The following is a 20351-nucleotide window of genomic DNA, read 5'->3' on the forward strand; positions in this document are numbered from 1 at the left end:
ACCGCGCGGAGGGCCGGATGGCCGCTGGGGCTCAGGCCCGAGAGGAAAGTCCGGACTCCACAAGGCAACGGTGCCGGGTAACGCCCGGGCGGGGAAACCCGACGGAAAGCGCCACAGAAAACAGACCGCCATGACGGATCGGAGGTTCGCCTCTGGCAACTCATGGCAAGGGTGAAACGGTGGAGTAAGAGCCCACCGCGCCGCTGGCAACAGCGGCGGCACGGCAAGCCCCACCGGGAGCAATGCCGAATAGGGTCCCCGCGCGGGCCGGTCGGCGTCAGCCGATACCGCCGCTAGGCTCGCCTTGGCCGAGAGGGACCGGGTTGGCAGCTCGAGCCGCGCAGCAATGCTCGGCCTAGAGGAATGGTCATCGAAGGGGGCAACCCCGGAACAGGATCCGGCTTACAGGCCCTCCGCGCGTATTTTCTTCATCCTCCGGGCGGTGTGTAGGCCGCGACCAGTTTCGCGGCCTTCTCGGTGATGGCAACAAATTCGTCGGCCGACCAGGCCCGAACCGTCTCGACCCGCGAAACTGCCCCCGAAGCCGCAACGGCCATACCAACGGCCACGGCATCCGTTCCGTCCGGAGCTTCGCTGATGACCACCACATCATTGCTTCCGGTCGTCACGTAGAACGCCAGCAGTTTGCCGCCAACCTTCTCCAGCAGCGCCGCCACCGGCCCGGTGCGGTTTTCCGGTTTCTTCAGCATCCCTTTGACACCGGCGTTGGAATAAGAGGCATAGGTGATGAAGACAGGCATGACGATCTCCTCGTGAACGAAATGTGCAGAGCGCTCCAATTGGCCGGCTCCTTGGCCCGGAAGACAGGCTTGCCGCATCAAACCAATGCGGTGATCAACACCCAGGCTCCCAATCCGATCAAAACGACACCGGCGACCGGCGTCAGCCATCCCGCCCGGGGCGACAGCTTTTCCAGCGCGACATAGACGGCGATTGCGACGATCCACCAAATGTTCATGATGCCGCCGACGAACAGCAGTGCCATCAAGGCCCAGCAGCAGCCCAAGCAGTAGGCTCCGTGCAGGGCGCCGCATCGAAACGCACCCCAATGCCCGGGCCGGTTGTGGCGGGTCAGAAAGGCAGCCGGGCTCTGGCAATGGCGGAGGCACGCGGACTTCAACCCGCTGAACTGATACATCCCGGCGGCGCAGAGAACGATGCCCGCCAGGATCCCGGACCGGATAGTCATCATCGGACCATCCATCGCTCCGATCTGTTGCAGGCCCCATTGCAGTCCGGTTGCCCCAAGGCTGAACACGGCCCAGGCAAAAAGATACCCCGACAGAAAGGCCAATCCGAAGCTGGCGCTGCGCGGCCTGTCGGGTCCAACCCGTTTCAACGCCACAAACAACAGCGCTGTCGGAGCCGCGCTGGGCGTCATCATTGCGACCATCATCACCCACCACATGGCAAAGACCAATGCGGCGTACCAAAGCGTCCAGACGGCACCGGCCCCCATCGACATGGGCTGGCCAATTGGTCCAGCCATTCGGGTCATCTCGACGGCCGACATCTGCATTCCGACACCGGCGACTGTGTACCAGACCGCACCCGAAACGATCAGAAGGACGCTTCCGGCGACAATCAGACGTTCTTTTCGCAGTACTCGCTCGAGGCTGATCGTTCTGGCAGGGCGGGCCTGTTCCGACGCGTCCGCGCTATGGCCCGACAACGCCATGACCCGAGATATTGAGATGAGCCAGATGGGCATGTGAGGACTCGAAAGTCAGGTTTATGGCTGAACCGCTTGTCCTTGCCGTTCCCGAGGCGACCTCGGCGTGGCGGTATTCGAAGCCATGCGGCAATTGGATCGACGCGCGATGCGGTTGGCCCGAGACGATATGTGCGATCGGCTTGACGTCCACGTCGAACACGTTCTTGACCTTCGCGTAGCCGGTCCGGTCTTCGCGGCTCCAGTTAACGTCGATTTCAGCAAACAGTGTCTCATGCTTGGTCGGCGCCATGGCGCTGTAGACATACCACATGGTGGCCATTTCATCGGTGTCCTCACCGGACATGATGGCGTGCAGGGCGGCCCGCTGATCGGCGTTAGCCCGTTCGTCGATGATCAGTTGCATCTGCCCGTTGCCCTCGTGAATCGGGCCTGGCCAGTGGTAGACACCCGCAGCCCGCAGGCCGGAAAGATCCGTGTCCCCGTAGTGGCCGCTTGTGATGTCAAAGACGACCACGGCCTCGCAATTCCCGTGACTGGGCAGGCTGCTGAACTGGCAGGGGCAACCGAAATCACAGTTGCAATTGGCCAGCGTCTCGCCCTGAAGTTTCCATTCTGTCATGATTTCCCCCAAGCAGACGTACAAGAAAACTCTGCTGACAGAGGGTCTTGCCCGGTTTCGCTGCCTCACGCCGCACAACTTTGGAAAGCGGCGTTCTGGGATGCTGTTATGCGAACATATCACGAAACCGTGATCTGTCCAAACCGGGCGCTGATCCACTGTGTGTCGGATCCTGTGATTTGTGTTGAAACACCACCGATTCCGGTTGACTCGGGCGCGCGACCGGGTAAAAGCGCACGCTCATAGGAATTCAACCGAAAGGCCCCTGCCTTTCCGGACGCAGGAGATAACCATGGCGAAGCCGACGACAATCAAGATCCGTCTGAACTCGACCGCGGGCACGGGCCACTTCTACGTGACCAAAAAGAACGCTCGCACCATGACCGAGAAAATGACCGTTCGTAAATACGACCCGGTCGTTCGGAAGCATGTCGAGTACAAAGAAGGCAAGATCAAGTAATCTGCCTTTTTTCGACGCGAAAGCTTAAGGGGTTCTGCTTCGGCAGGACCCTTTTTCGTTGTTTGGACCGGGTCGTGTAATCCTGAGGCCGCCCGATCCGGCCGTTTCGGGCCGTTGCAGAGGCGCATCAGGCCGACAGGTATTCTGATTGGTGTTGGCTTGCTTTTTTGCCCCGCCTGCCAGTACGGTTCAGCAAACCGCCACAAAATGTTGAGCGCCATGAAAAAAATCTTGTTGCCCGCAATCGCCATTCTGACACTTTCGGCCTGTGAGGACCCGTTCAACCGCCAAGGCGTCGGGTTCACCGGCATTGATGGCGAACCAAGAACCGTTTCGGACGTCAAAGGCGCCGTTGCCTTTGTTCCGCCTGCGACGAACGTCCCAGCTGAGTTGGCTGAATTGCCGACCATTCAGGCCAGCACTGACAAGACAGAATTCGACAAGGTCGCGGGCGTTGCCATCGACAATGGCGGACGGTCCGACACCACGGCCGTACAGTTGACCGGCAGCAGCAGCACCATGTTCCTGAGCACGGTGAGCGTGAACGGAACCCTGTTCGGCGTGTTGCGCACCGAAAACAACAGCACCAAGGTGGACAACTCGGTTGGGGCCGCGTTCGGCAGCCAGACCGAGCGCTTTACCGGCTGTCTGCCTGCCGGCGACGTATACCGCAAGGGCGGGTCGTCGCGCAGCTCGGGTTTCGCGGTTCCGCTGAACTGCAGCTGATCGGATCCGTTGCGATTACAATGATGTAAGGCCCTTGCCATTTGGCTGGGGCCTTTTTCTTTGGGCTGGCTTTGCTGACGCCGGAACAAAAAAGGGCGGGCCTTTCGGGCCCGCCCTTTGATTTGGTGTTCCGGTAGTCTTACTCGCGATTGCCGAGCAGCTGCAGCAGGAACATGAACATGTTGATGAAGTCCAGGTACAGGTTCAGCGCACCCATGATGGCGGCCTTGCCCAGCCACTCCTGATCGCCCGCATGGGCCATCTGAATGTAGGTGGTCTTGATCTTCTGGGTGTCATAGGCGGTGAGGCCCGCAAAAATCAGAACGCCCAGGATCGACACGGCGAACATGATGGCTGGCGATTGCAGGAACAGGTTGATGACCATGGCCACAATCAGGCCGATCACACCCATCATCAGGAAGGTGCCCATACCGGACAGGTCCTTCTTGGTGACGTAACCGTACAGCGACAGACCGGCGAAGGCGATCGAGGTCACCAGAAAGACCTGGGCGATCGAAATGCCGGTAAAGGCCACGAAGATCCAGCTGAGCGACAGGCCCATCACCGCCGCAAAGGCGTAGAAGAACAATTGGGCGCCAGCTGCGCTGAGGCGGTTGATGGCCGCGCCGAAGGCAAACACCATGATCAGCGGGGCGAACATGACGATCCAGCCCAGAATGTTCGGGCTGAGGGTCACCGGATCGCGGAATACCGACAGCAGCTGCGGGCTGGTGCCTACGGCCCATGCAACCGCAAAGGTGATCAGCATGCCCACGGACATCGTGCCGTAGACCTTGTTCATGTGGGCGCGCAGGCCCTCGTCAATCTCGGCAGCGCGCGCGCCAGTCGCCGTCCGGATCGTATCGAATTGTGCCATAGAGGTCTCCCTTGGATTCAGCTTTCAGCCCCCGGTTGCGGGGCGATTTCCCTGCAAATATCGGAGAGTGTAGCGCATGTTTCAAGGGTTTTGGGGCCAAAACTCAGCAATATGGTCAACAATTTCAGCGCCGCTTTGGAAGGTGGCGCTGAAATCCGTTCCAGGTTGCGCATTCAGGGCCGCTTGCGCCAGGTTTCGGGCGCGTCCCAGAACGGGCGGGATGCTTCTGTCAGGGCCTCTGATCGGGTGATCCCGATGTCTTGCAGGGCGCGGTCATCCAGCCGGGCCAGCTCCCGCCGTTGATGAGCGGCCGCAAGCATACGCTGAAACCAATTGCCCGTTCTGATCGATGCCGAGGCACAGGGTCGGTGTGCTGCAATTTGGGTCATGACTTGTGTCCTTTCATCGGTCGGTGATGTAAAGCTGTTTTCGCATCAGCTTCCTTGAACTATATGGCGGGTTGTGGCATATTATAAAAATGAATGTTTTTGAATTGATCCATAAGGATTGTTGATGATGCGGAACCTGGACATCACCACCCTGCGCTCATTCGTGGCGGTCGCGGACCACGGGGGCGTGACGCGCGCCGCCGGTTTCCTGCATCTGACACAGTCGGCTGTGTCCATGCAGCTGAAACGTCTGGAAGAGTTGTTGGGCCTGGAATTGCTGGACCGGTCTGGGCGCACCATCGCGTTGACGGCCTCTGGCGAACAGCTGTTGGCTTATGCCCGGCGAATGGTGGCGTTGAACGACGAGGTCATCTCGAAGCTGACCGATCAGGCCTTTGAGGGCGAGGTGGTGCTTGGGGTGCCGCACGATATCGTCTACCCGGCCATTCCACGGGTTCTGCAGCGGTTCAATGCCGACTTCCCGCGCGTGCGGGTGCAGTTGGTTTCGTCTTATTCCATCCAGTTAAAAGAGATGTTTCGGCGTGGCGAATGCGACGTGATCCTGACGACCGAGGCTGCGAACTCGGATGGCGGTGAAACCATTGCAGAGCTGCCTCTGCGCTGGATCGGCGCGTCAGGAGGCTCGGCTTGGCGACGGCGGCCGCTTCCGTTGGCGCTGGGTCGGCGCTGCCTCTTCCGGCCTCAGGTCATTGCCGCCTTGGATGCGGCAGGCATTCCATGGGAGCTGTCGGTCGAAACCGAGAACGACCGCACGATCGAGGCAACCGTCAGCGCGGACCTCGCCGTCCACGCCATGCTTGAGGGGACCGAGGCGGCACATCTGGAGAAGATCGATTCAGGTGGGGTTCTGCCCGAATTGCCGGCGCATATGATCAACCTTTACGGAGGCGATCAGGGGCGCGGCGAAGTGGTTGAGGCCCTCGCCGCGCTGGTGCGGCAGAACTTCCACATGCTTGGCGGAACACCGCTGCGCGCCGTGGTGGGCTGATCCGGTCAGATCGTGATGACGACTTTCCCGGTCGACTTTCGTTCCTTGAGCAGAGCCATGCCCTGCGCCACTTCGGACAACGGCAGGGTATGGCTGATATGGGGCCGGATGCGTCCCTCGGCATGCCAGGCGAAGAGGGTCTCAAAGCTGGTGCGAACGACCTCGGGCCGGAACCTCAGATAGCCACCGATGTAGAACCCGATCACGGTCAGGTTCTTCACCAGCAAGTGATTGGCCGGTATCTGCGGGACTTCGCCGCCGGCAAAACCTATCGGCAGCAGGCGGCCTTCGGGATTGGTCGCCCGGAAGGCAGCCTTGAATACATCGCCACCGATGGCGTCATAGACAACGTCTGCGCCGCCCAATGCCAGCACGCGCTCGCGCAGATCTTCGTCCGCGTCGATCAGGTGATCGGCCCCGGCCGCGCGGGCGACCGCCAGTTTATCGGCGCCCCGGGCCTGTGCGATCACCGTCGCGCCCATAAGCTTGCCAATCTCGACCGCCGTCAGCCCGACCCCGCCGGCGGCACCGGTCACCAAGAGGGTCTCGCCCGTCTGCAGCCGCGCCCGATGGTCCAGCGCCATATGGCTGGTTCCGTAGGCGATCTGGATGGCCGCCGCGTCTTCAAAGCTGCACGACTGGGGGATGAGTACGGCTCGGTCGGCGTCAAAAACCCCGTATTGCGCTAATCCACCCTGGCCTGAGTATACCGCGACCCGGTCTCCGGGTTTCAGATGGCTGACCCCTGCGCCGATCGCGTCTACGACCCCCGCAACCTCAAGCCCCAATGTGAAAGGGGCCGCTGGCGTATCCTGGTACGTGCCCTTCTGCATCAGAAGATCGGCAAAGTTCAGCCCGCAGGCGCGAATGGCCACGCGGATCTGGCCTTCGGCGGGTGCGGGAACAGGTAACTCGTGCAATTTGGCCTGCTCTCCGGCAGACTGGATCTGGTAGGCCAGCATCTCAAATCTCCATGTTGGTGCCATTGATCGGGGCCGCCCCTGACTTGTCAATCATTCCGGAAGGGAATGGCCGGGGCGTCTTTGTCGCACAGGCCAAATCGTGCACAACCGTAAACCTTCCTTCAGGCGCGCAGATTCAACCATCTTGAAAATTCTCCAAAAAGCGGCAATATTGCTTGTCAGTGCTGTTTCGGGGGGCACGTTCCGTATTAGAGAGTTCTTTACAAGCGTCTCGCTAGTGTGCGGTCATGGTTCAGTTAGCGTTTTCCCGGGCGGTTGTGTGTAACAGAGGAGAATACCAATGACCCATCACGTCGATGTCCATGTGGGCAAGCGCGTACGGCATCGCCGCTGGTTGATTGGCATGACGCAGCAGCAGCTGGCACAGCAGGTCGGTATCAAGTTCCAGCAGATCCAGAAATACGAAACCGGGGCCAACCGCATCAGCGCATCACGCCTTTGGGACATTGCCGAAGCTCTGGACGTTCCGGTCAGCTTTTTCTTTGAAGGTCTGGAGGACGCCCAAAAGGAAGACTCGGGCAAGAAATCGGTTCCCGCTGATCTGATGGGCGACAAGGAAGCGTTGGATCTGGTTCGGTCCTACTACGCGATCCCGGAAAACCAGCGCCGGCGCCTGTTTGAGCTTGCGCGCGTTCTCAGCGACGTGGCCTGAGACCGGGACTTGACTTCGCACAGGGCTGAGCGCACCAGTGGCGCATGACCAAAGCCTCTGCAAGTGACCTTGAAGTTGCCGAGAAAATGGCCGACGCGGCGCGTGCGGCCATTTTGCCGTATTTTCGCCAGTCGAATCTTGAAACCTCAAACAAGCTGCAAGGCGGGTATGACCCGGTGACCGTGGCTGATCGCGCAGCCGAACAGGCCATGCGATCCGTTCTGGCCGATCTGCGCCCCGACGACGGCATCTTGGGCGAAGAGTACGGTGCGGTCGAAGGCAAATCGGGGCGAACCTGGGTGTTGGACCCCATCGACGGCACCCGCGGTTTCGTCAGCGGCACACCGACATGGGGCGTTCTGATCGCGCTAGGCGACGATAGCGGGCCGATCATGGGGGTGATTGACCAACCCTATATCGGCGAACGGTTTGTGGGTCATGCAGACGGTGCGTTCATGACCGGTCCTTTGGGCAGAACCAGCTTGGTGACCCGCCGGACGGACGCCTTGCGGGACGCAATCCTGTTCACGACATTCCCCGAAGTTGGCACGACCGCCGAAGGAGACGCCTTTCGCGCCGTGGCCGGACAGGTGCAACTGACGCGCTACGGCATGGACTGCTACGCATACGCGCTGCTGGCGGCCGGGCAGGTCGACCTGGTGATCGAGGCTGGACTGAACGCGTATGACATTCAGGCACCGATAGCGGTGATCAAGGCGGCCGGTGGCGTCGTGACCGACTGGCAGGGCGGGCCGGCCCATCAGGGGGGGCGGGCACTGGCGGCTGCGAACTCTGAAATCCACGCCGCGGCCCTCGAGATTCTGCGCGGCTTCTGACGACGGTTGCCGCTGCGGCCGCGATTGACTAGGGTCAGAGCGCCGGTTCTTGCGCCCGTTTTCCACCGGCACACGCATTTCTGGCATGAGGCGGGCAGATGCAGGAGTGCGAGATGCCCGAAATCCTTCTTAGAAACGCCGATGCGATCCTGACCATGGACGACAACCGGCAAGAACTGGCCGGCGCCGATTTGCTGATCTGTGACGGGCAGATTGCCCGCATCGGCCAAGGTTTGACCACCGACGGAGAGGTGCATGACCTTGGCGGCTGTGTCGTGACGCCGGGATTGGTCAATACCCACCACCATCTCTACCAGACACTGACCCGAGCTGTTCCGGCGGGCCAGGATGCGCTGCTCTTTGGCTGGCTGCAGACGCTCTATCCGATCTGGGCGCGGTTCGGTCCCGACGAGATGTTCACTTCGGCTCAGATCGGTCTGGCCGAGTTGGCCATGTCGGGCTGCACGCTCAGTTCCGACCATCTGTACCTGTATCCGAATGGGTCACGCTTGGATGACACGATCGCGGCCGCTGCAGGGGTGGGGCTGCGGTTCCATCCGACCCGCGGCGCGATGAGCATCGGCGAAAGCGACGGCGGTCTGCCGCCCGATACGTTGGTCGAGGCCGAGGCCGGCATCCTGAATGACATGATCCGTGTGGTCGATGCGTTCCATGACCCGTCCGAGGGCTCGATGTGCAGGGTTGGACTTGCGCCCTGTTCGCCCTTCTCGGTCAGTCGGGATCTGATGCGCAACGCCGCACTGCTGGCACGGGACAAGGGGGTCATGCTGCACACCCATCTGGCGGAAAACGACGAGGATATCCTGTATTCAGAATCCCAGTTCGGCTGTCGACCCGGCCAGTATGCCGAGGAACTTGGCTGGACCGGCCCCGATGTCTGGCACGCCCATTGCGTGAAGCTGGACGGGGCAGAGATAGACCTGTTCTCACGGTCACGCACCGGGGTGGCGCACTGTCCCTGTTCGAATTGCCGTTTGGGCTCGGGGATCGCGCCGGTGCGCGCGATGCGTGACAACGGGGTAAGGGTTGGCTTGGGCGTTGACGGTTCCGCAAGCAACGACAGCGGCAACCTGATGGCCGAGGCGCGGCAGGCGATGCTACTGCAACGTGTGGCGAACGGTGCCGATGCCATGTCGGCGCGCGAAGCTCTGGAAATCGCGACGCGGGGTGGGGCGGACGTGCTGAACCGGCCGGACTGCGGCCGCCTGATGCCGGGCAAACGCGCGGATATCGCTGTTTGGGACACAAGGGGTGTGGAGTGCGCGGGCAGTTGGGACCCGGCCGCCTTGCTGCTGGCAGGTCCGGTGCACGTCAAACACCTGTTTGTCGAGGGGCGACAGGTCGTCCGGGACGGCAACATTGCCACATTCGACCTGCCGCGCGCGATCGAACGGCAGAACAGGTTGGCCCTCGCATTGCAGGGCTGATCTGCCTTCAGGTCGAAACGCGCCGTCCGCCGATCCACACATCGGCGATGGCGCGGTCATCTCCCATCATGATTGTCGGGAACACCGCCTCCCAAAGGGACTGGGCATTGGCCTCTCGCTGGGCAATCGCGGGGGTCGAGGCGAGGTCGAGCACGATCAGGTCCGCCTCCATTCCGGGGGCGATATTGCCGATGCGGTCGTCCATCCGCAGCGACCGGGCCGAGCCTGCGGTGCCCAGCCACAGCAGTTGCGCCGGGTGCAGCGGATGTCCGCGCAATTGGCCGATTTCATAGGCGGCCGCCATGGTCCGCAACATGGAAAAGCTGGACCCGCCGCCGGTGTCGGTTGCCAGGCCGATACGATGGCCATCCCGCATCAGCCCGTGCAAATCGAACAGACCCGAACCGATGAAAGTGTTCGAGGTGGGGCAATGGATCAGCGACGCATCGACCTCACGCAGGCGGTCTCGCTCGCGCGGTTCCAGATGGATCACGTGACCATAGAGGCCGTTCGCGCCGAGCAGTCCGAATTTTTCATAGGTGTCCAAGTAGTCGCGCGCCTCGGGGAACAGCGACCGAACCCATTCGATTTCGTCCGTCTGCTCGCTGAGATGCGTCTGCATGAGGCAATCTGGGTGTTCTGCCCACAGCGCACCCATCGCCTCAAGCTGTTCGGGGGTCGAGGTCGGGGAAAACCGCGGCGTGATCGCATAGGAAATCCGGTCGACACCTTGCCATTTTCCGATCAGAGCCTTCGACTGGTCATAGGCTGTTTGGGCCGTGTCCCGAAGACCTTCGGGCGCGTTGCGGTCCATGCAGGTCTTCCCGGCCACGACACGCTGACCGCGCTGCTGGGCGGCCGTGAAAAAGGCATCGACGCTTTCGGGATGAATGGTGCAGAAACTGCACATGGTCGTGGTGCCGTGTGCGGCGGTCAGGTCAAGATATCGGTTCGATATCTCGGCAGCGTAGTCTGCATCACCGAACTTCATCTCTTCTGGAAAAGTGTAGGTGTTCAGCCAATCAATCAGCCGTTTGCCCCAACTCGCGATCATCGCCGTCTGGGGGTAGTGGACATGGGGGTCGATGAAACCAGCCAGGATCAGGTTTTCGCCATGGTGATGAATGGCCGCCTCGGGGTGCGCGGTTTGCAAATCAGCGGTACTTCCCAACTCCCGGATTTTCCCGCCCTCGATCAGAACGGCTTCGTGCAGCCGGACCGCCTGATCCGGTTGCGTTTCGAAGGGGGAGTGTTCGAAACTCAGTACGCGCCCTGTCAGAAGCGTCTTTTGCGCCATCCGCCGTGATCTCCGCCTTGGTGAATCCGGCTTGCAGCATAGGCATGTGACAGATGCGGGTAAATCGCACCATTGTCATTGTTTTCCGGTAGCAGCTTCTTCTATTTAGAGGCCAATTCCCAGAACAAGGGGCAGCGCATGACGACCGGCACCGAAGACAACAGAACCGACCCCTCCCGCGATGATGACGTCTATGCGCTGGACCGGCGAACGGTGGCCGCAATCCTTTACGCCGTGGATGTCGAGGATCGCGAGAAGCTGATCGAGCTGATGGAGCCGCTGCACGCGGCCGATATTGCCGACCTTCTGGAACAGATCAACCCCTACGACCGGGCGCGGCTGATCCGCCTGTATGACCGGGAATTCGACGGGGACATTCTGTCTGAACTGGACGAATCCGTCCGCGAAGAGGTCATTGGAGTTCTGCGGCCCGACGTTCTGGCCGAGGCCGTACGAGAGATGGAAAGCGACGATGTCGTGGACCTTCTGGAGGATCTGGAGGAGCCGCAGCAGGAAGCGGTGCTGGAGGCCCTTGAGGCCTCGGAACGGATCGCGGCCCTGCAGGCGCTGGCCTATCCCGAGAACTCGGCAGGCCGACTGATGCAGCGCGAAGTGGTCATGGCTCCCGATCATTGGACGGTGGGGCAGGCAATCGACTACATGCGCTCGCAGGACGATCTGCCCGAGCAGTTTTATCACGTTGTTCTGGTCGATCCGCGGCTGAAGCCGGTGGCGCAAGTCATGTTGGGCAAGTTGATGGCCGCGCGGCGCGATACCAAGTTGCAGGACATCGCCGAGGACGAGTTCCACATCATCCCGGTCGATCAGGATGAAGAAGACGTTGCCTATGCTTTCAACCAATACCACCTGATTTCCGCGCCGGTGGTGGACAGTGACAAACGGCTGGTCGGGGTCATCACGATTGACGACGCGATGGCCGTTCTGGATGAAGAAATCGAGGAAGACATGCTGCGACTGGCAGGTGTCAGTGATGACAGCTCGATTTCAGACAGTGTTGCAGCAACCAGTCGTCGTCGTTTGCCCTGGCTGACGGTCAACCTGTGTACCGCCATTTGTGCCTCGCTGGTGATTTCACAGTTCGAGGCGGCAATCGAGCAGATCGTGGCGCTGGCAATTCTGATGCCCATCGTTGCCTCGATGGGTGGTAACGCTGGAACACAGTCGCTGACCGTTGCCGTGCGTGCGTTGGCGACCCGCGACCTGACGGGCTCGAACGTGGCACGGGTCATCCGCCGAGAATTGCTGGTGGGCATGTTGAACGGGCTGTGTTTCGCCATCGTTCTGGGAACGGTGGGGATGATGTGGTTCGAATCCCCGCTGCTGGGTGTCGTGATCGGTTCCGCCTTGGTCGTGAACATGATCATCGCCGGGTTCGCGGGTACGGTAGTACCGGTGGTGCTGGATCGCCTGGGTGTAGACCCGGCATTGGCCTCGGGAACCTTCGTTACGACGACGACGGATGTAATGGGGTTCTTCATCTTTCTAGGGCTTGCAAGCGTGGTGCTGCTGTGACCGATCTGACTGAAATCAAGGCCGCGGCGCGCAAGGCTGCCTTTGCCCGGCGCAAAGCGGCCTTCGACGCGGGGCCGCCGGCCGCCGCGGGCCGCCTGTCCGAGGTGCTGGCCGGATTTCGTGGCGTTCCGCTGTCTGGCTACATGCCGATCCGCACCGAAATCGACCCTCTGCCCGCCATGGCCGAGGCCGCAGCCTATGGTCCCGTTGGTGTTCCGGTCATCCAAGGCGCCGGACGGCCTCTGCGGTTTTCGCGCTGGACACCCGAAGGGCCGTTGAAAGATGGTCCATTTGGCGCCAAGGTGCCCGAGACGGACGACTATTTTGACCCTGAAATCCTGATCGTGCCCCTTGTGGCATTCGATCCGCAAGGCGGGCGATTGGGTTATGGGGGCGGGTTTTATGACCGCACGCTTGAAGGGCTGCGCGCCAAACGTCCCACATTGGCCATCGGTTTCGCCTTCGACGCGCAAGAGGCCGAAGCCTTGCCGCTGGAACCGACGGACCAGCCGCTGGACATGATCGTTACCGAGACCAGGGTCCTGACGTTTTAGGCGTCAGTTCTCAAAGTGGCTCCGCAGATAGTCCCAGGCATCAACCTCGGTTCCATCCTCAAGGATGCACACGCCGTATTCCGATCCATCGGTGTTTTTGCGGATCTGATATTCGCCGCCGTTTTCGATGCAGAAGGTCGCGGCCGGATTTGCCATTGTGGTCTTGGTCGTCGCGTGAGCAAAGCTGCCCGATATAGCGAGAGAGACAGTTGCGGTCAGGACTATGCGTTTCATCGAAATCTCCGAGTGAAAAAACCGGTTGCGCCAGAATTGCAGGTTTCCCCCGGAATTCAACCCGCATGCGGCCCGGGAATTGCATCGTTCCGCCTTGTTATTGCCGTTTGCAGGGCCTAGGACCGCGATATGAGAATCTTGTTCTTGGGTGACGTCATGGGGCGCGCGGGCCGCGCCGCCGTTCAACAGCATCTGCCCCGTCTGCGCGACGAGTGGCGGCTGGATTTCGTGGTGGTCAACGGGGAGAATGCCTCGAACGGCATGGGGTTGACCGGCGATCATGCCAAGCTGCTGCTGGAGTCGGGCGCAGATTGTCTGACGTTGGGCGACCACGCTTTCGACCAGAAAGACATGCTGCAATTCATCGAACGCGAACCCCGGATCGTGCGCCCTGTGAATTTCGCCAAGGGTGCTCCCGGTCGCGGACATCGACTGTTCACCGCGCCGGGCGGACGCAAGGTACTGGTGGTTCAGGTGCTGGGACAGGTGTTCATGAAACGACCGTTCGACGATCCGTTTTCGGCGGTGGAACCAATCCTGAAGTCCCACCCGCGGGGCGGTCAGGCGCAGGCCATCATCGTGGACATGCATTGCGAGGCGACTTCGGAGAAGATGGCCATGGGCCACTACTGCGACGGACGCGCCAGCCTTGTCGTGGGAACCCATACCCATGTTCCGACCGCCGATGCCCAGATCCTGCCCGGCGGCACCGCTTACCTGACCGATGCGGGCATGTGCGGCGACTATGACTCGGTGATCGGAATGGACAAGCAGGAGCCGATGCGCCGCTTCATCACAGGGATGCCCAAGGCTCGGTTCACCCCGGCCAATGGCGAAGCGACGCTAAGCGGCGTTTTCGTAGAAACTGATGACCGTGACGGGCAAGCCAAGACGATCAGCATGGTCCGGGTTGGCGGGCGCCTGCAGCAGGCAGCACCGTGAACGCACGTCAGGCTTGCTCTGCGGCCTGCAATACGTGAAACTGACTCTCAGGCGCTTGGGCCGGGACAGGTTTCGGACAGAACACCACGAATGCAACTCCTTCAATTGTCAGATATGGGCAGCGCGATACTTGCGCTGGCGGTTGTTGCGGGCATGTTCATCATGTTCATGCGCGAGGTCTATCCGACCGAGGTCGTTGCCATAGGCGGCGTTTCGGTGATGCTGGTCACCGGCGTGCTTCCCTACCAAAGCGCACTGGCGGTTCTGTCGAACCCGGCGCCCTGGACCATCGCGGCGATGTTCATCATCATGGGCGCCCTCGTCCGGACCGGTGCCCTGCACGCCTTTACAGCGACGGCGCAGAAACAGGCGCAGGTCAACCCGCGCATTGCCATCGGTTTGCTGATGGCATTTGTCGTCCTGGCCTCGGCGGTCGTGTCGAACACGCCCGTCGTCGTCGTGATGATCCCGGTGTTCATCCAGATTGCCCGCACGCTGAATATTTCAGCGTCGAAGCTGCTGATCCCGCTCAGCTACGCTGCGATTCTCGGCGGGACGCTGACCCTGATCGGAACCTCGACGAACCTGTTGGTCGATGGTGTGGCAAGGGCACAGGGCCTGCCGGCCTTCACGATTTTCGAGGTCACGCCGTTGGGCATCATTCTTGTCATTTACGGCATGATTTACCTGCGCTTCATCGCGCCGCGCCTTCTGCCCGAACGTGACAGCATGGCAACCATGCTCAGCGATCGGTCGAAGATGAAATTCTTCACCGAGGCGGTCATTCCGCCCGACAGCAACCTGATTGGCCGTGAAGTGACCGGCGTGCAGCTGTTCAAACGTCCGGGTGTGCGGCTTATCGACGTGATCCGCGGCGACGAGTCATTGCGGCGGAACCTGAAAGGGGTCGAACTGAAGGTCGGTGACCGCGTGGTGTTGCGCACGGAAATGACCGAGCTGCTGAGCCTGCAAAGCAACAAGGAACTCAAGCGCGTTGATCAAGTTTCGGCGGTCGAAACACGTACGGTTGAGGTTCTGATCACCCCCGGTTGTCGCATGGTCGGGCGCACATTGGGTGCGTTGCGGCTGCGTCGTCGCTATGGGGTTTACGTCTTGGCCGTGCACCGGCGAAATCAGAATATCGGGGGGCAACTTGACGATCTGGTCGTCCGGGTCGGTGATACGCTGCTGCTCGAAGGCTCGCCGGCCGATATCAGCAAACTGGCTGCCGACATGGACATGGTCGACGTCACCCAGCCGTCGGCCCGCGCCTTCCGGCGCGGTCATGCTCCGATCGCGATTGCTGCGCTGATTGGGATCGTGGTGTTGGCGGCGCTCGGCGTGGCGCCGATTTTCCTGCTGTCGATTCTGGCGGTTGCGGTTGTGCTGCTGACGCGATGCATCGACGCGGACGAGGCGTTTTCCTTTGTCGAAGGCCGTCTGCTAGCGCTGATCTTTGCCATGCTGGCGATCGGGGCTGCGCTGGACAGCTCGGGTGCGGTCACCCTGATCGCCAACGCGATTGCACCGTCCTTTGCCAACCTGCCGCCGTTCCTCATCGTCTGGGCGATCTATCTGCTGACCTCTGTGCTGACGGAACTGGTCTCGAACAACGCGGTGGCGGTTGTCGTGACGCCGATCGCCATCGGTCTGGCGCAGGCTGTGGGGGTGGATCCGCGGCCGCTGGTGGTTGCGGTGATGGTCGCGGCTTCGGCCTCGTTTGCAACGCCGATCGGTTATCAGACCAACATGATGGTCTACGGCCCCGGTGGGTACCGGTTCACGGACTTCATGAAGGTCGGGATTCCGCTGAACCTGACGGTTGGATTGCTGGCTTCGCTGATCATCCCCTTCCTCTGGCCGCTTTGATCTCAGGCACGAATTTGCCGCTTGGAACTGAAAAACCTTGTAAATCGCGCTGATGTCCCGATCTTTTGTGCTGGAAACTGGTGACAAAGGGATCGGACAATGCAAACCGCAAAAAGCCTGCTGGCAGGAACCGCGTTGTGGGCAGCCGTGTGGGGCGCCGCCCAAGCGGGGACCGTCGAGGGAACAGCCACATATCGCGAACGGATCGCCGTTCCGCCGGGGGCAACCCTGTTCGTCGAACTGCAGGACGTTTCACTGGCTGACGCGCCAGCCGTCACGCTGGCTGCGCAGCGCTATGCTTTGACGGGCGTGCCTGCCCAGTTCGAGCTGACTTATGACGACGCGTTGGTTCAGGATCGGCACCGCTATGTGGTGCGAGCCTCGGTGCATCAGGACGGTAAGCTGTTGTTCGCCACCGATACCGCTTACCCGGTTCTGACCAACGACGCCGGAAACTCGGTCGATCTGGTCATGGTCAAGGTGCAGGAACGGGGTGCGGCGATGCTTGAGAACACGCAATGGACCGCAACCGAGGTAAACGGCGTTGCGCTGGACACCGAGAAACGCCCGCAGATTACCTTTGCCCAGGGCGGAGCCTTTGGGGGAACAGGCGGTTGCAACCGGTTCAGCGGACAGGCCGAGATATCGGGCAAGTCGATTTCCTTCCCCGACAACATGGCCGCCACTCTGATGGCCTGCCCGCCGCCGCTGGACGAGGTTGAGCGGGAATTCCTTGCCGCTCTCCCAAAGGTCGCAAGCTTTGTTCAGCGCGGGGACACTCTGGTTCTTCTCGATGCGGCAGGTGAACCGGTTCTGCAGTTCCGCCGCGACCAATAATGCCCAAGGGCCGTCAGGCGACGGCCCTCGACCGCCCGGCATTGCGGCCCGAGAAGATGCATCCGCCCAGGAACGTGCCCTCGAGCGCGTTGTAGCCGTGATAGCCCCCGCCGCCGAACCCCGCGACTTCGCCGGCCGCGAACAGGCCGGGCACCACCTGGCCATCGGCGCCGATCATCTGACTGTCCAGATTGGTCTGCAAGCCGCCCAGCGTCTTGCGGGTCAGCACATGCAGCTTGACCGCGATCAGCGGGCCGTTTTTCGGATCGAGGAACTTGTGCGGTTTGGCGGTGCGGATCAGCTTGTCACCGCGATAGTTCCGCGCCGCCAGGATCGCCATCATCTGCGCATCTTTCGAGAACGGATTGTCCACCTGTGAATCCCGCGCCTCGATTTGGGCGCGCAGATGCGCCTCGTCGATCAGGCCGCCGCCCAGATGGTTCATCCCGTTCACCAGTTCGGTAAGCGTGTTGGCGACAACGAAATCCTCGCCCTTTTCCTTGAACGCTTCGACCGGCGCGGTGGCCTTCGACCCCGAAAGGACCCGCTGACGGATGACCTCCTTCCAACTGCCCGAGGTGAAATCGGGGTTCTGTTCAGACCCGGACAGGGCGAATTCCTTCTTGATGACCTTCTGGGTCAGAACGAACCAACTGTATTCATAGCCGGTTTTGAGGATCTCGCGCAGGGTGCCCAGCGTGTCGAACCCGGGCAGGCAGGGGGGCTGCAGCCGGTTGCCGCGCGCATCGAACCACATGGAGCTGGGGCCGGGCAGGATGCGGATACCATGCGCGGGCCAGATCGGGTCCCAGTTGCGCACGCCTTCGGTGTAGTGCCACATTCGGTCGCTGTTGATCACGTGGCCGCCGGCCTTTTCACTGATCGCGATCATCCGACCATCCACATGGAAGGGCACACCCGCCACCATGTCCTTGGGCGGTTCGCCCAGGCGGTCGCGGGGCCAACTCTGGCGCACCATCTCGAAATTGCCGCCGATCCCGCCCGATGTGACGATGATCGATGGCGCATAGACTTCGAACTCGCCGACCTCGTCGCGGTTGGTCTTGCCGCCGCGCTGGGCCGCATCATCGGCCAGAACCTCACCCGAGACGCCCTTGGCCTCGCCGTTCTGCATGATGATGTGGCTGACCTGATGGCGGAACTTCAACTGGATCAGGCCGGCGCTGACATGGTCGCGGACCCGGCGGATGAAATGCTCCAGCACGCCCGGGCCGGTGCCCCAGGTGATGTGGAACCGCGGGACAGAGTTGCCGTGACCGTCGGCATAGGACCCGCCGCGTTCCGCCCAGCCGACTACGGGAAACCAGCGCAGGCCCATTTGATGCAACCAGGGGCGCATCTCGCCGGCGGCGAATTCGACATAGGCCTCAGCCCATTTGCGGGGCCAGGCGTCTTCGTCCCGGTCGAACTGGGCGCTGCCCATCCAGTCGCGCAGGGCCAGGTCGCGGCTGTCGCGGATGCCCATGCGGCGCTGCTCGGGCGTGTCGACCATGAACAGGCCGCCCAGGCTCCAGAATGCCTGACCGCCCAGGAAATGCTCGGGTTCCTGGTCCAGCACGATCACCTTCTTGCCGCGGTCACCCAGTTCGGCCGCCGCGGCCAGGCCGGCCAGCCCGCCGCCCACGACGATCGCATCAGCAGTGTTTTCGGTCATGCTCTGTCCTTTCAGCGGTTGCGGTACCAGGCGATGAAGGGGATCGCGACGGCGTACATGGTGATCCCGTAGACGGCCGAGGGCAGGGCCAGCGGGCTGAAGCCGCTTTCGGTTCCGGTGATCAGGGCAGCCAGCGTGATGCCCAGGGTCGAGTTCTGGATGCCGGTTTCGATCGAGATTGTCTTGGCCTCATTCCACGACAGTTTCGCCGCCCGCGCCAGCCCCAATCCGATCAGCAGCAGCGCGAGGTTCAGCGAGATCAGCCCGGCGCCCATGATGCCCAGATTGTCGACGAACAGCTGCCAGTTTCCAGCCAGCGCAGCGATCACGATCAGCACGAACAGGATGGTGGCCAGTTTGGAAAGGGGGCCGTCGATCCGATCGGCAAAACCGGTTGCAAAGTGGCGCAGCCCAACGCCGATGGCGACGGGCAGCGTGGTGATCAGGAACATCGCCAGCGCCAGACCGCTGATCGACACTTCAGGTGCGTCCTCGCCCATGAAGTGGTCAATCGACCAGGCCGCCAGAACCGGCACCGTGACGATCGACAGCAGGCTGATCACCGCCGTCAGGCTGACCGACAGCGCCACATCGGCCTTCGCCAGTTTCGACAGGATGTTGCTGGTGACGCCGCCCGGGCAAAAGCTGAGCAGCATGAACCCGACCGCAATCGCCGGCGGCAGCGCGAACAGCTTGACCGTGACGAAAGCCGCGACCGGCAGCAGAACGACCTGGCAGACCGCGCCGATCGCAAACGGATAACGCCGACTGATCACGCGCCGGAAATCCGCCGCCTCAAGCCCGATGCCCAAAGACAGCATGATGATGGCCAGCGAAACCGGCAGGCCCACGTTTATCAGAAGATCCAAAACAACCCCTCCCAAAGTCGTTTCGGTCCAACCTAAGCGCGCGGTCCCCGGTCAGGCAACCGCGCCGTTGGGTCACCCGTAGCGCTGGGCGAAACGGCGCAGGATTTCGCCGGGCTGCGTGACCTCGGCCGCGTGGCAGCGTTCGATCAGCGGCTGGGCGTCCTCGGGACGGAAATAGCCGTGGTCCTTGTAGATGTGGATGCGCTGCTCAAAGTCCTTGGCGTCGGCTTCGGGGTGGAACTGCGTGGCATAGACATTCTGGCCCCAGCGGATCATCTGGAACGGGCAGGGGTCTGACGCGACCAGATGCACGCAGCCCGCGGGCAGGGCCTGCACCGCCTCTTTGTGACCGACGAAGGCATCGAAGTCGGGCTCGAGCCCGGCGGTCAGCGGGTCGCGGGCGCCATCCTCGGTCAGGTGGCAGCGCGACGGGCCGACCGGCTCGCCATAGCGGTCCTTGCTGACCGGCGCGCCCAGATGCGCGGCCAGAATGCCCAGGCCATAGCAGCAGCCCATGAAAGGATGATCGTGCGCCGTGATCTGCGGCATCAGCCCCATGATCGCGCCCTCGATTCGGGCATCCATCTGAGATTTGCTGGCCGGGTCGTCGCTGACGCAGCCCGGCCCGCCGCCCACGATCACGCCAGCATAGTCGGTCACGTCAAGACCTTCGGGCAGGGCCTCGCAATCCAGACGGATGCGGTGGGTACGCTCGGGTGTCAGCCCGGACCGGTTCAGGATCGAGGCATATTCGGCGTCCGAGGCATCGGTCTCGGGGCGCAGCTGCAGGATCAGAAAGCGTTTCATGCGCTGCCCTTAGCGCGCGGTCCGGCAGTCACGCAAGCC

At 61.8% G+C, this 20351-nt stretch carries 22 protein-coding genes and 1 other RNA gene; 12 read left to right on the forward strand and 11 right to left on the reverse strand.

Annotation, left to right across the window (positions count from 1 at the left end):
• Nucleotides 1–5 precede the first annotated feature (5 nt).
• Nucleotides 6–421, forward strand: an RNA gene (gene rnpB / locus K3752_RS04025) — RNase P RNA component class A.
• A 7-nt stretch (nt 422–428) separates the two neighbouring features.
• Here the strand turns inward: rnpB and K3752_RS04030 are convergent.
• The 3 genes from K3752_RS04030 to K3752_RS04040 form a co-directional block, all read right to left on the reverse strand.
• Entirely contained in the window at nt 429–761 is a 333-nt protein-coding gene (locus K3752_RS04030) for a GYD domain-containing protein (protein ID WP_170340147.1), read from the reverse strand.
• 77 nt (nt 762–838) lie between these two features.
• Nucleotides 839–1732 carry a DUF2182 domain-containing protein gene (locus K3752_RS04035; RefSeq protein ID WP_260065121.1) on the reverse strand — a complete coding sequence of 298 codons (894 nt, stop codon included), beginning with the start codon at nt 1730–1732 and terminating at the stop codon, nt 839–841.
• A complete protein-coding gene (locus tag K3752_RS04040; protein WP_260065122.1) occupies nt 1680–2315 on the reverse strand; it encodes a DUF1326 domain-containing protein in 636 nt (211 codons plus the stop codon). Before K3752_RS04040 ends, K3752_RS04035 begins: the two co-directional genes overlap by 53 nt.
• Before the next feature lie 292 nt (nt 2316–2607).
• Between K3752_RS04040 and rpmG the strand changes: the two genes are divergently transcribed.
• A complete protein-coding gene (rpmG, locus tag K3752_RS04045; RefSeq protein WP_007799108.1) occupies nt 2608–2775 on the forward strand; it encodes a 50S ribosomal protein L33 in 168 nt (55 codons plus the stop codon).
• Between the two features lie 219 nt (nt 2776–2994).
• Complete coding sequence (locus K3752_RS04050; RefSeq protein ID WP_170340151.1) at nt 2995–3501, forward strand: lipoprotein; 507 nt, start codon at nt 2995–2997, stop codon at nt 3499–3501.
• A gap of 139 nt (nt 3502–3640) precedes the next feature.
• Here the strand turns inward: K3752_RS04050 and K3752_RS04055 are convergent, their stop codons facing one another.
• Nucleotides 3641–4378 carry a Bax inhibitor-1/YccA family protein gene (locus tag K3752_RS04055; protein ID WP_170340154.1) on the reverse strand — a complete coding sequence of 246 codons (738 nt, stop codon included), beginning with the start codon at nt 4376–4378 and terminating at the stop codon, nt 3641–3643.
• A 173-nt stretch (nt 4379–4551) separates the two neighbouring features.
• Nucleotides 4552–4767 (reverse strand): DUF1127 domain-containing protein, encoded by a 216-nt coding sequence (locus tag K3752_RS04060; protein WP_170340757.1) that lies wholly within the window; start codon nt 4765–4767, stop codon nt 4552–4554.
• A 127-nt stretch (nt 4768–4894) separates the two neighbouring features.
• Here K3752_RS04060 and K3752_RS04065 point away from each other — a divergent pair, with 127 nt between their 5' ends.
• Nucleotides 4895–5776, forward strand: a complete 882-nt coding sequence (locus tag K3752_RS04065; protein ID WP_093965049.1) for a LysR family transcriptional regulator — start codon at nt 4895–4897, stop codon at nt 5774–5776.
• Between the two features lie 5 nt (nt 5777–5781).
• Here the strand turns inward: K3752_RS04065 and K3752_RS04070 are convergent, their stop codons facing one another.
• Nucleotides 5782–6738 carry an NADPH:quinone oxidoreductase family protein gene (locus tag K3752_RS04070; protein ID WP_170371610.1) on the reverse strand — a complete coding sequence of 319 codons (957 nt, stop codon included), beginning with the start codon at nt 6736–6738 and terminating at the stop codon, nt 5782–5784.
• A gap of 301 nt (nt 6739–7039) precedes the next feature.
• Here K3752_RS04070 and K3752_RS04075 point away from each other — a divergent pair, with 301 nt between their 5' ends.
• From K3752_RS04075 to K3752_RS04085, 3 genes are all read left to right on the forward strand, one after another.
• Nucleotides 7040–7411: a helix-turn-helix domain-containing protein gene (locus K3752_RS04075; RefSeq protein WP_093964756.1), complete on the forward strand. Its 372-nt coding sequence runs from the start codon at nt 7040–7042 to the stop codon at nt 7409–7411.
• Nucleotides 7412–7455: 44 nt separating this feature from the next.
• Nucleotides 7456–8247 (forward strand): histidinol-phosphatase, encoded by a 792-nt coding sequence (gene hisN, locus K3752_RS04080; protein ID WP_170404626.1) that lies wholly within the window; start codon nt 7456–7458, stop codon nt 8245–8247.
• Between the two features lie 113 nt (nt 8248–8360).
• Nucleotides 8361–9695: an 8-oxoguanine deaminase gene (locus K3752_RS04085; protein WP_260065128.1), complete on the forward strand. Its 1335-nt coding sequence runs from the start codon at nt 8361–8363 to the stop codon at nt 9693–9695.
• A gap of 7 nt (nt 9696–9702) precedes the next feature.
• Here K3752_RS04085 and guaD read toward each other — a convergent pair whose 3' ends face one another.
• Nucleotides 9703–10992, reverse strand: coding sequence for a guanine deaminase (gene guaD, locus K3752_RS04090; RefSeq protein ID WP_170364666.1), 1290 nt, complete (start codon nt 10990–10992; stop codon nt 9703–9705).
• A 138-nt stretch (nt 10993–11130) separates the two neighbouring features.
• Here guaD and mgtE point away from each other — a divergent pair, with 138 nt between their 5' ends.
• Both mgtE and K3752_RS04100 read left to right on the forward strand, forming a co-directional pair.
• The gene (gene mgtE / locus K3752_RS04095; protein ID WP_170357218.1) at nt 11131–12525 is read left to right on the forward strand and encodes a magnesium transporter; all 1395 of its coding nucleotides are present in this window, start codon (nt 11131–11133) and stop codon (nt 12523–12525) included.
• Complete coding sequence (locus K3752_RS04100) at nt 12522–13079, forward strand: 5-formyltetrahydrofolate cyclo-ligase (protein ID WP_093964760.1); 558 nt, start codon at nt 12522–12524, stop codon at nt 13077–13079. Before mgtE ends, K3752_RS04100 begins: the two co-directional genes overlap by 4 nt.
• 3 nt (nt 13080–13082) lie before the next feature.
• Here the strand turns inward: K3752_RS04100 and K3752_RS04105 are convergent, their stop codons facing one another.
• On the reverse strand, nt 13083–13313 hold the full coding sequence (locus tag K3752_RS04105; RefSeq protein WP_170357220.1) for a DUF333 domain-containing protein: 231 nt from the start codon (nt 13311–13313) through the stop codon (nt 13083–13085).
• Between the two features lie 129 nt (nt 13314–13442).
• On the opposite strand from K3752_RS04105, the gene K3752_RS04110 reads away from it, so the two are divergent.
• The 3 genes from K3752_RS04110 (at nt 13443) to K3752_RS04120 (ending at nt 16961) form a co-directional block, all read left to right on the forward strand.
• Nucleotides 13443–14255 carry a TIGR00282 family metallophosphoesterase gene (locus tag K3752_RS04110; protein ID WP_170357221.1) on the forward strand — a complete coding sequence of 271 codons (813 nt, stop codon included), beginning with the start codon at nt 13443–13445 and terminating at the stop codon, nt 14253–14255.
• Nucleotides 14256–14345: 90 nt separating this feature from the next.
• The gene (locus K3752_RS04115; protein ID WP_170365626.1) at nt 14346–16124 is read left to right on the forward strand and encodes an SLC13 family permease; all 1779 of its coding nucleotides are present in this window, start codon (nt 14346–14348) and stop codon (nt 16122–16124) included.
• Nucleotides 16125–16223: 99 nt separating this feature from the next.
• Nucleotides 16224–16961, forward strand: a complete 738-nt coding sequence (locus K3752_RS04120) for a YbaY family lipoprotein (RefSeq protein ID WP_260065130.1) — start codon at nt 16224–16226, stop codon at nt 16959–16961.
• Between the two features lie 13 nt (nt 16962–16974).
• Here the strand turns inward: K3752_RS04120 and K3752_RS04125 are convergent, their stop codons facing one another.
• The 3 genes from K3752_RS04125 to K3752_RS04135 form a co-directional block, all read right to left on the reverse strand.
• On the reverse strand, nt 16975–18636 hold the full coding sequence (locus K3752_RS04125) for an FAD-binding dehydrogenase (protein WP_260065131.1): 1662 nt from the start codon (nt 18634–18636) through the stop codon (nt 16975–16977).
• A gap of 11 nt (nt 18637–18647) precedes the next feature.
• Complete coding sequence (locus K3752_RS04130; protein ID WP_260065132.1) at nt 18648–19505, reverse strand: bile acid:sodium symporter family protein; 858 nt, start codon at nt 19503–19505, stop codon at nt 18648–18650.
• Nucleotides 19506–19577: 72 nt separating this feature from the next.
• Nucleotides 19578–20312: a glutamine amidotransferase gene (locus K3752_RS04135; protein ID WP_170371600.1), complete on the reverse strand. Its 735-nt coding sequence runs from the start codon at nt 20310–20312 to the stop codon at nt 19578–19580.
• Nucleotides 20313–20351: the final 39 nt, after the last annotated feature.

Source organism: Ruegeria sp. B32 (assembly GCF_025141855.1).
Lineage (GTDB): Bacteria > Pseudomonadota > Alphaproteobacteria > Rhodobacterales > Rhodobacteraceae > Ruegeria > Ruegeria arenilitoris.